This is a genomic window from Halomonas sp. GFAJ-1, assembly GCF_000236625.2.
Classification (GTDB): Bacteria; Pseudomonadota; Gammaproteobacteria; order Pseudomonadales; family Halomonadaceae; genus Vreelandella.
The window spans coordinates 1-7759 of sequence record NZ_AHBC01000059.1 but is presented as its reverse complement, the minus strand read 5'-3'; the positions used below and the strand labels follow the sequence as shown (position 1 = coordinate 7759).

Here is a 7759-nt window from a genome sequence, read left to right as displayed (position 1 = left end):
TATTTAGTGCTTATTTGATAGTTATGCACAGATTTTTTATGATTTTAACCTGTTGATAAAATTATCTTTAAATAGCTTATCCACAATTAGTATCCCCACTATTAATAACAATAGGTTTTAAGTAATACTACTAGTAATAATAGTCCATCGGTGTGGCGCCACTGATGAACAGTCACTAAAACGGGCATTGCCTTTTTAACGCTTTTTATGCAAGGAAAAATTGCACCGGCGGCGGGAAGTCTCTACAATTTCCGGTCTTGAATTGAATCTACCCGGCTAGTTCTCACTGGACCGGGTCTTTTGGAATTCATTTTCCGTCCTAAACCACGTGGGAATAACGAGTTATGAAACGCACTTTTCAACCTAGCGTTCTCAAGCGCAAGCGCGCGCATGGCTTCCGTGCTCGTATGGCAACCAAAAACGGCCGTGCTGTAATTTCACGCCGCCGCGCCAAAGGCCGCAAGCGTCTGAGCGCCTGATTTCGGATTGCGTGTGCTGCATCAAGGCTTTCCCCGGTGCTTGCGTTTGCTAAACGCTGGGGATTTTAGTCACGTGTTTGAACAAGCAGACCTAAAAGTTCATGGCAAAGGTATGATGGCGCTAGCGCGCTTAAGTACTCGGGGGCATCCCCGCATTGGACTGGTGGTCAGCAAAAAAAATGTGAAGCGCGCTGTTGATCGCAACCGCTTTAAGCGTCTTGTTAGAGAATCCGCTCGGCTTCGCCAAGATCACTTACCCTCAATGGATATAGTAATTCTGGCTAAGCGTGGTGTTCAGGATATTGATAATGAAACGCTCCACCGCCAGCTACACGGCATGTGGAAGCGACTTCAGCGTGACGCACAGGCGGTGTCTTCAACTCCCCCGCTTGATGGCGTAACACGTGACGCTTGACGACACACCTCGCCGCTCGACCTCGGCCTGCCGCCTGGCAGGCTTTCGTGTGTCATGGGTCGAGTAAATGACACTGCGCCATTAGCATGTTCACCACCCATCGGGCAGAACCCTCATGGACGTAAAACGACTTTTATTACTGATTCCACTGGCTGTACTGGCCTACCTACTGGTAGTCCAATGGAATCAGGATTACGGGCAGATCTCCTACGATTCGTCGCCTGAGATTACACAAAGTAGCAACGGCGCCCCGGCAAGCGATCCCTCCAATGGCGATGATTTGGCGGTTCCCAGCACCTCGGCCCCCCAAAGCGCTATCGGCGATGGCATGCAGGATGCGACTGAAAGTGAAACGGCAAGCCGCGACTTTATTGCCGTTACCACTGATGTTCTCGATGTGCGTATTGACCCGCACGGCGGCGATATCGTCTATGCAGCGCTACCTCAGCATAAGTTAACCCTGGATTCAGACCGGAACTATGTACTGCTTTCAGACAACACAAACCGCAGCTACGTAGCACGTTCAGGCCTACAGTTAGATGGCCAGGCTAGCCGCATCGTGTTTACCCCTGAGCGCTCTGAGTATCGCCTGGGTAATAACGAAGAGCAGCTAAGCGTGGATCTAACCGCCGAGGTTAACGGTGTCGATATCATCAAGCGGCTCTCGTTTGAGCGCGGAAGCTATGCTGTCGAAGTGAGCTACTACTTAGCTAATAATACCGACGCGCCTGTTAGCGCACGCTTTATTGGCCAACTAGCGCGGGATAACAGCCCCGACCCGTCTAGCGGTGTTGCAATGGGTATGAGCTCCTATTTAGGGGCTGCCTATTCCACGCCAGATACGCGCTACGACAAGATCGACTTTGACGATATTCAACGTGGTCGATTCGAAAACCGTGAGGCGCAAGGTGGCTGGGTGGCCATTATCCAGCACTACTTTGTTTCTGCCTGGGCGCCTGCACAAAATCAGCAGAACCTTTTTTACGCCACGACCGATTCTCGCGACCGTAATGTAGCTGCTTTTGCAGGCCCAACCACCAGCATTGCTGCTGACGGTGAGGCCACGTTAAGCGCAACGCTCTATATGGGCCCTAAGGTTCAAGACTATCTTGAACAAGTGGCACCCAACCTGCGCTTAACCGTGGATTACGGCTGGCTATGGTTTATCGCCAACCCGCTGTTCTGGCTACTGGATAAAATCCATGATGTGGTCGGCAACTGGGGGTGGTCGATTGTACTGCTGACCGTATTGGTGAAACTGGCACTGTTCCCGCTTTCTGCCAAGGCATACAAGTCTATGGCACGTATGCGGAAACTCGGCCCGGAGATGCAGCGTCTCAAAGAGATGTATGGCGATGATCGTCAGAAAATGTCTCAAGAGATGATGAAGTTCTACCAGAAGGAGAAAATCAATCCTCTGGGCGGCTGCTTACCGATCCTGGTGCAAATGCCGGTGTTTATTGCACTTTACTGGATGTTGCTTGAATCCGTTGAGCTTCGCCACGCACCCTTTATGTTCTGGATCCAGGATCTATCGGTGAAAGATCCGTATTTCATTCTGCCGATCCTGATGGGTATTTCGATGTATGTTCAGCAGTTGCTGAACCCGACACCGCCGGACCCCATGCAAGCGAAGATTATGAAGATGCTACCGATTATCTTCACTTTCTTCTTCCTGTGGTTCCCGGCAGGTCTGGTCATCTACTGGGTGGTCAACAACATTATCTCGGTCGCGCAGCAGTATGTTATTACGCGTAATATCGAGAATGACCCCAGCGTGGGTAAAGGGATGCGAACCAAATAGCGCATCTTACGAAGCAACCAGACCCCCGCTCTTGCGGGGGTCTGGCGTTTTAGGCGTAACTTAGGCATAACAACGCCTCACTATTTTCCATTCAGTAACGGGAACCGCCATGGCCGATCGACTTTATACCCAAGACACTATTACCGCCCTGGCAACCCCTCCTGGCCGTGGCGGAGTAGGCATTATTCGCGTGTCAGGCCCTGCCTGCCGTGATATCGCCTCCGCCATACTTGGGCACTGTCCAGCCCCACGCTTCGCCCACTACGGGTCATTTAACGGCGCTGAAGGCACCATTGATGAAGGGATAGCCCTGCTATTCAACGGCCCATCCTCCTTTACCGGTGAAGATGTGCTCGAGCTTCAAGGGCATGGCGGCCCGATCATCATGGATATGCTGTTGGAACGCTGCCTTCAGTTGGGCGCCCGCTTGGCGCGTCCTGGCGAGTTCTCCGAGCGCGCTTTTCTCAACGACAAACTTGATCTCGCCCAGGCCGAAGCGATTGCCGATTTGATTGATGCTTCCTCGCGTTCGGCGGCCGAAAACGCCGTGAGGTCGCTACAAGGTGAATTTTCTCAGCGCGTTTCAGCCCTCGTGCAGCGGCTAATTGAGCTGAGGGTTTATGTAGAAGCCGCCATTGATTTCCCTGAAGAGGAGATCGATTTCCTTGCCGATGGCCATGTAGCCCAGCACCTAGCAGGCGTGCAGCAAGCATTAGCCGATGTACGTAAAGCGGCAGGCCAAGGTGCCTTGCTGCGTGAGGGTATGAGCGTGGTTATCGCTGGGCGCCCCAATGCGGGTAAGTCCAGCTTGCTAAACGCGCTGACGGAGCAGGATACCGCTATTGTGACGGATATCGCCGGCACCACCCGAGACGTGCTGCGCGAACATATCCATATTGACGGCATGCCGTTGCATATCATTGACACCGCAGGGCTGCGCGACACCCCGGATGCTGTTGAAAAAATTGGCGTAGCCAGGGCGTGGGAAGAGATTGAAAAAGCAGATCGGGTGTTATTGCTGGTCGATGCCGCGACGACTGAAACAACGGATCCGATGACTATTTGGCCAGAATTTGTGGCACGTCTTCCCGATAAAGCACGCTTGACGCTGGTGCGTAATAAGATTGATACCAACGCTGAACAGGCGGGTATTGATTTATCCACAACCACTCCCACACTAAGACTCTCGGCTAAAACCGGTGAGGGTGTGGATAGTTTAAAAGCCCATCTAAAAGAGATCATGGGCTTTTCAACCACTACAGAAGGGCGTTTCTCAGCGCGCCGCCGTCATCTAAATGCCTTAGACCGCGCTATGACCGCACTAGAAACCGGGCGAGCCCAGCTAGATGGCTACGGGGCTGGAGAGTTACTTGCTGAAGATCTACGTGATGCCCAGCAAGCCTTGGGAGAGATCACCGGTGAATTTAGCGCCGATGATCTGCTTGGCGAGATTTTCGGCAGCTTCTGTATTGGTAAGTAACCGATTTCTATTCACCTACTAACCATTCACTGTGATAGCGGCTTTCAGCGCCTAGCAGCGGCGACATTTGCGCCATTGCCGCAGCTAAGTGCTCATTGAGCCCCCAGGGGGGGTTAATAACGAGCATGCCACTGCCATACATACCGTGGCTTTGTGCGTTAGGTTGGCGCAGCTGCAGCTCGCTGCGCCAAATTTTACGGATGCCGCTCTCCTCCAAGCCTGTTAATAGCGTGTGGTGATGGCCTGCTGGCAGCAGTGGGTACCAAATCATTAGTACTGCATGGCGCGCTTTTTCCATGGCGTACACCGCCGCATCGGCCACGTCTTGATACTCTGTTTTAAGCTCGTAGCTGGGGTCAATTAGCGCGCATAAGCGTGGCGTTGCCACAGGCACTAACTTTCTCAACCCAGCCAAGCCGTCACCATAAATTCGCTGAGCCTGCTTAGGAAGCGCTTGACCGTTTAAGTGCTCATGCTCCCCGGGGTGCAGCTCATAAAGTTTAAGCCGATCTTGTTCACGCAGCGGTTGGGAGAGCCACCAAGGTGATCCCGGATAATGGGTTAGCTCATCCCCTTTAGGCTGAGCGCTAACCAGCGCTTCTAACCACGCTTCCAACAGCGGATTCTTCAACTCGCGGCGAGCCTGCCATAGCGGCCAAATACCTGCGCGGTACTCTTGTAGCCGCTGGGTCTCTTTTGTGGCAAGGGGATAGAGGCCTCTTCCAGCGTGGGTGTCTATATATGTAATGGCTGTTTTTTTACGTAATAAATAATCAATGACTGCGTAAAGCGTGAGGTGTTTATGTACATCGGCAAAATTGCCGGCATGGTAGGCGTGTTGATAGGACAGCATGGCAGCTCGCTAACAGTTAATCGAAAAAAGCCCGCTATGTGAGCATAGCGGGCTTTTAGCAGCAATACCGGAGTTAGATGATCGTTGCTAACCCAATAGTGACTGGCTAGCCTTGGCCATCGCCAGTGGGCGTAAGAGTAATCTCAACTCGGCGGTTTTGGGCGCGGCCTTGGTCTGTGTCGTTACTCGCCACTGGCTGGTTAGCACCATAACCCCTGGTATTAAGGCGCGTGGAAGAAACGCCATTTTGGCTTAAATAACTGCTTACCGCCTGAGCGCGACGCTCAGAGAGACGCTGGTTATAGCTGGGGTCACCTACACTATCGGTGTGGCCCGCAATGTTCACCCGAGTGTCTTGATACTGCGTCAATACATTGGCTACTTCGTTGAGTGCACCACGAGCTTCACTAGTAAGGTCTGCTGAGTCAAAGCCAAACGTCACGCCGCTTGGCATATTGAGAACAATATCATCACCGCGACGGTCAATTTCGATACGTGACCCTTGTAGGTTTTCACGCAGCTGCTGCTCTTGGCGATCCATATAAACGCCAATCCCTGCACCTGCAGCTGCGCCAACGGCCGCGCCAATTAATGCACGATCACGTCGGCTGGTACTGCCATCACCGGATAACGCACCTGCCGCTGCACCCACAGCCGCGCCAATGCCCGAGCCCATCGCAGTACTAGAGCGTTGCGTTTGGCCGCCATAAGGGTCTGTGGTCGCACAACCGGCCACTAAGATAGCAGCCGCTAGCGGGGTCAGTAGTCGAAAAATACGCATCGCTCACTCCATTTTATCTTCAGGGTAATGCTGTTATATCGCTGATCACTCATCACTTATCAAGGCCAGCAACTCATTCAAGAATAATAGACCTTGAGGCGAAGCACGTAGCTTTTCAGGCATTTCCATCAAAAGTCCTTTTTCATGGGCACTTTGTAAGCGTTTAAGTAACACAGCCTCAGGCTGCCCGGTATGGCGTGTCCACTTCCCCACGGTGACACCATCCGTTAAACGCAGTGCGTTCATCGCAAATTCGAGCGGTAGCTCATCAACACTGATGAGCTGCTTCCCCGCAATAAAGCCACGCGGGTCATTTACACGCCGTAAATAAGCGTCTGGTTGGCGTGTTTTCCAACGCCGCCCTATATGCCACTGCCCCTCTTGGTCAATGGTCGTCAGCTTACCGTGAGCTCCCGCCCCAATGCCAAGATAGTCTCCAAACTGCCAGTAATTGATGTTATGACGACTTTGCTGGTGAGGCTTTGCATAGGCAGATATTTCATAGCGATGTAGGCCCGCTTGCTCAAGACGCTGATGGCCCGCTTCTTGGATATCCCAAAGCGCCTCCTCTTCAGGGAGTACCGGAGGATGAGAAAAGAAGGCGGTATTAGGTTCAAGCGTTAATTGATACCAAGAGAGATGCTCGGGTGAGATCGCCAGGGCTTGTTCTATATCCTCCAGTGCTTGTGCAGGCGTTTGCTGAGGCAGCCCATGCATCAAATCAATATTGAGATTATTAAACCCCGCTTTACGAGCCTGCTTGACCGCTTGTAGGGCTTCTTGGCCGCTATGAATACGCCCTAACGCTTCGAGCTGCGTGGCATGAAAACTTTGCACGCCTAACGATAAACGGTTAATACCCGCTTCTCGGTAGCCAATAAAACGTTCTTGCTCGGTTGTCCCAGGATTGGCTTCAAGGGTAATTTCAATATCGGCAGCAAAGGGAAGGCGTTGGCTTATTGCGTAAAATAGTTCGCGATAAAACGCTGGCGATAGCAGGCTGGGAGTCCCCCCTCCAATAAAGATCGTCTCGATCGTTCGCCCAGCCGCCAGGGTAAGATCCCCATCAAGGTCTTTCAGAAGCGCGCCTAAATAAGCCTTTTCCGGCAGCTCACTGCGCTCAGGCTCATGCGAGTTAAAGTCGCAATAGGGACACTTGCGCACACACCATGGCGTATGGATGTAGAGCGAGAGCGGAGGTAATGGCTCAGCCATGCGCCACCTTCAAAAGGTCCACTAAACTCTGTAGCGCGCGACCTCGATGACTCAAACGGTTTTTGGTTTCACTGGGTAGCTCAGCCACACTCATCCCCTGGTCGGGTAACCAAAAAAGCGGATCGTAACCAAAGCCGCCCTCTCCTCGTGGATGGGCCAGAATCTCACCCTCCCAACTGCGTTGAACAATAACTGGAACAGGGTCTTCAGCATGGCGCAAATAGACCAGCACACACCAGTAGCGACCGGTTCGCTGCCCCTCTGCGCACTCACTAAGCGCTTCTAATAGCTTTGCATTGTTTTTCTGATCGCTTTTCGGCTCCCCAGCATAGCGCGCTGAGTAAATCCCCGGCGCCCCGTGGAGTGCATCTACTTCTAAGCCAGAATCATCAGCCAACGCGGGTAACCCACTGACTCGGCTCGCCTCTCGTGCTTTTAGCAATGCATTTTCTACAAACGTAAGCCCTGTTTCTTCCACATCACATACGCCAAATTCTGCCTGAGGGCGGACATCAAACCCTAGTGGCATCAGTAACTGGTTGAACTCTCTAAGCTTTCCATCATTGCCGCTGGCTAACACCAGGGGAGTAAGCGTTGACATAGGTAAACCTCCAAACAAGAGACGCTCAGTCTACGCCTATCGAATACGCATCAGAAGCCAACAAAGTGTTACTCAATGTATCGTTGCTTATTATTCTAAAATTTATTTTAAACCGAACAAATATATTCAAA

At 52.1% G+C, this 7759-nt stretch carries 8 protein-coding genes; 4 read left to right on the top strand and 4 right to left on the bottom strand.

Annotated elements, in window-relative coordinates; genetic code table 11:
- Positions 1–344 precede the first annotated feature (344 nt).
- The 4 genes from rpmH to mnmE all read left to right on the top strand — a co-directional run bounded on the left by rpmH (position 345) and on the right by mnmE (position 4178).
- Positions 345–479 (top strand): 50S ribosomal protein L34, encoded by a 135-nt coding sequence (gene rpmH, locus MOY_RS15615; protein ID WP_009101657.1) that lies wholly within the window; start codon positions 345–347, stop codon positions 477–479.
- A 13-nt stretch (positions 480–492) separates the two neighbouring features.
- Positions 493–894 carry a ribonuclease P protein component gene (gene rnpA / locus MOY_RS15610; protein ID WP_139029326.1) on the top strand — a complete coding sequence of 134 codons (402 nt, stop codon included), beginning with the start codon at positions 493–495 and terminating at the stop codon, positions 892–894.
- Between the two features lie 115 nt (positions 895–1009).
- Complete coding sequence (gene yidC, locus MOY_RS15605; RefSeq protein WP_009101653.1) at positions 1010–2698, top strand: membrane protein insertase YidC; 1689 nt, start codon at positions 1010–1012, stop codon at positions 2696–2698.
- Positions 2699–2807: 109 nt separating this feature from the next.
- Positions 2808–4178: a tRNA uridine-5-carboxymethylaminomethyl(34) synthesis GTPase MnmE gene (gene mnmE / locus MOY_RS15600; RefSeq protein ID WP_009101651.1), complete on the top strand. Its 1371-nt coding sequence runs from the start codon at positions 2808–2810 to the stop codon at positions 4176–4178.
- Positions 4179–4185: 7 nt separating this feature from the next.
- Here the strand turns inward: mnmE and MOY_RS15595 are convergent, their stop codons facing one another.
- From MOY_RS15595 to rdgB, 4 genes are all read right to left on the bottom strand, one after another.
- Positions 4186–5031: a 23S rRNA (adenine(2030)-N(6))-methyltransferase RlmJ gene (locus MOY_RS15595; RefSeq protein WP_009101650.1), complete on the bottom strand. Its 846-nt coding sequence runs from the start codon at positions 5029–5031 to the stop codon at positions 4186–4188.
- A gap of 106 nt (positions 5032–5137) precedes the next feature.
- The gene (locus MOY_RS15590; RefSeq protein ID WP_009101649.1) at positions 5138–5812 is read right to left on the bottom strand and encodes an OmpA family protein; all 675 of its coding nucleotides are present in this window, start codon (positions 5810–5812) and stop codon (positions 5138–5140) included.
- A 45-nt stretch (positions 5813–5857) separates the two neighbouring features.
- Positions 5858–7027 carry a radical SAM family heme chaperone HemW gene (gene hemW / locus MOY_RS15585; protein WP_009101647.1) on the bottom strand — a complete coding sequence of 390 codons (1170 nt, stop codon included), beginning with the start codon at positions 7025–7027 and terminating at the stop codon, positions 5858–5860.
- A complete protein-coding gene (gene rdgB / locus MOY_RS15580; RefSeq protein ID WP_009101644.1) occupies positions 7020–7628 on the bottom strand; it encodes an RdgB/HAM1 family non-canonical purine NTP pyrophosphatase in 609 nt (202 codons plus the stop codon). Before rdgB ends, hemW begins: the two co-directional genes overlap by 8 nt.
- Positions 7629–7759: the final 131 nt, after the last annotated feature.

Coding starts and splice junctions, on each gene's coding strand:
- rpmH (WP_009101657.1), top strand. CDS start 345: ATGAAACGCACTTTTCAACCTAGCGTTCTCAAGCGCAAGCGCGCGCAT.
- yidC (WP_009101653.1), top strand. CDS start 1,010: ATGGACGTAAAACGACTTTTATTACTGATTCCACTGGCTGTACTGGCC.
- mnmE (WP_009101651.1), top strand. CDS start 2,808: ATGGCCGATCGACTTTATACCCAAGACACTATTACCGCCCTGGCAACC.
- MOY_RS15595 (WP_009101650.1), bottom strand. CDS start 5,031: ATGCTGTCCTATCAACACGCCTACCATGCCGGCAATTTTGCCGATGTA.
- MOY_RS15590 (WP_009101649.1), bottom strand. CDS start 5,812: ATGCGTATTTTTCGACTACTGACCCCGCTAGCGGCTGCTATCTTAGTG.
- hemW (WP_009101647.1), bottom strand. CDS start 7,027: ATGGCTGAGCCATTACCTCCGCTCTCGCTCTACATCCATACGCCATGG.
- rdgB (WP_009101644.1), bottom strand. CDS start 7,628: ATGTCAACGCTTACTCCCCTGGTGTTAGCCAGCGGCAATGATGGAAAG.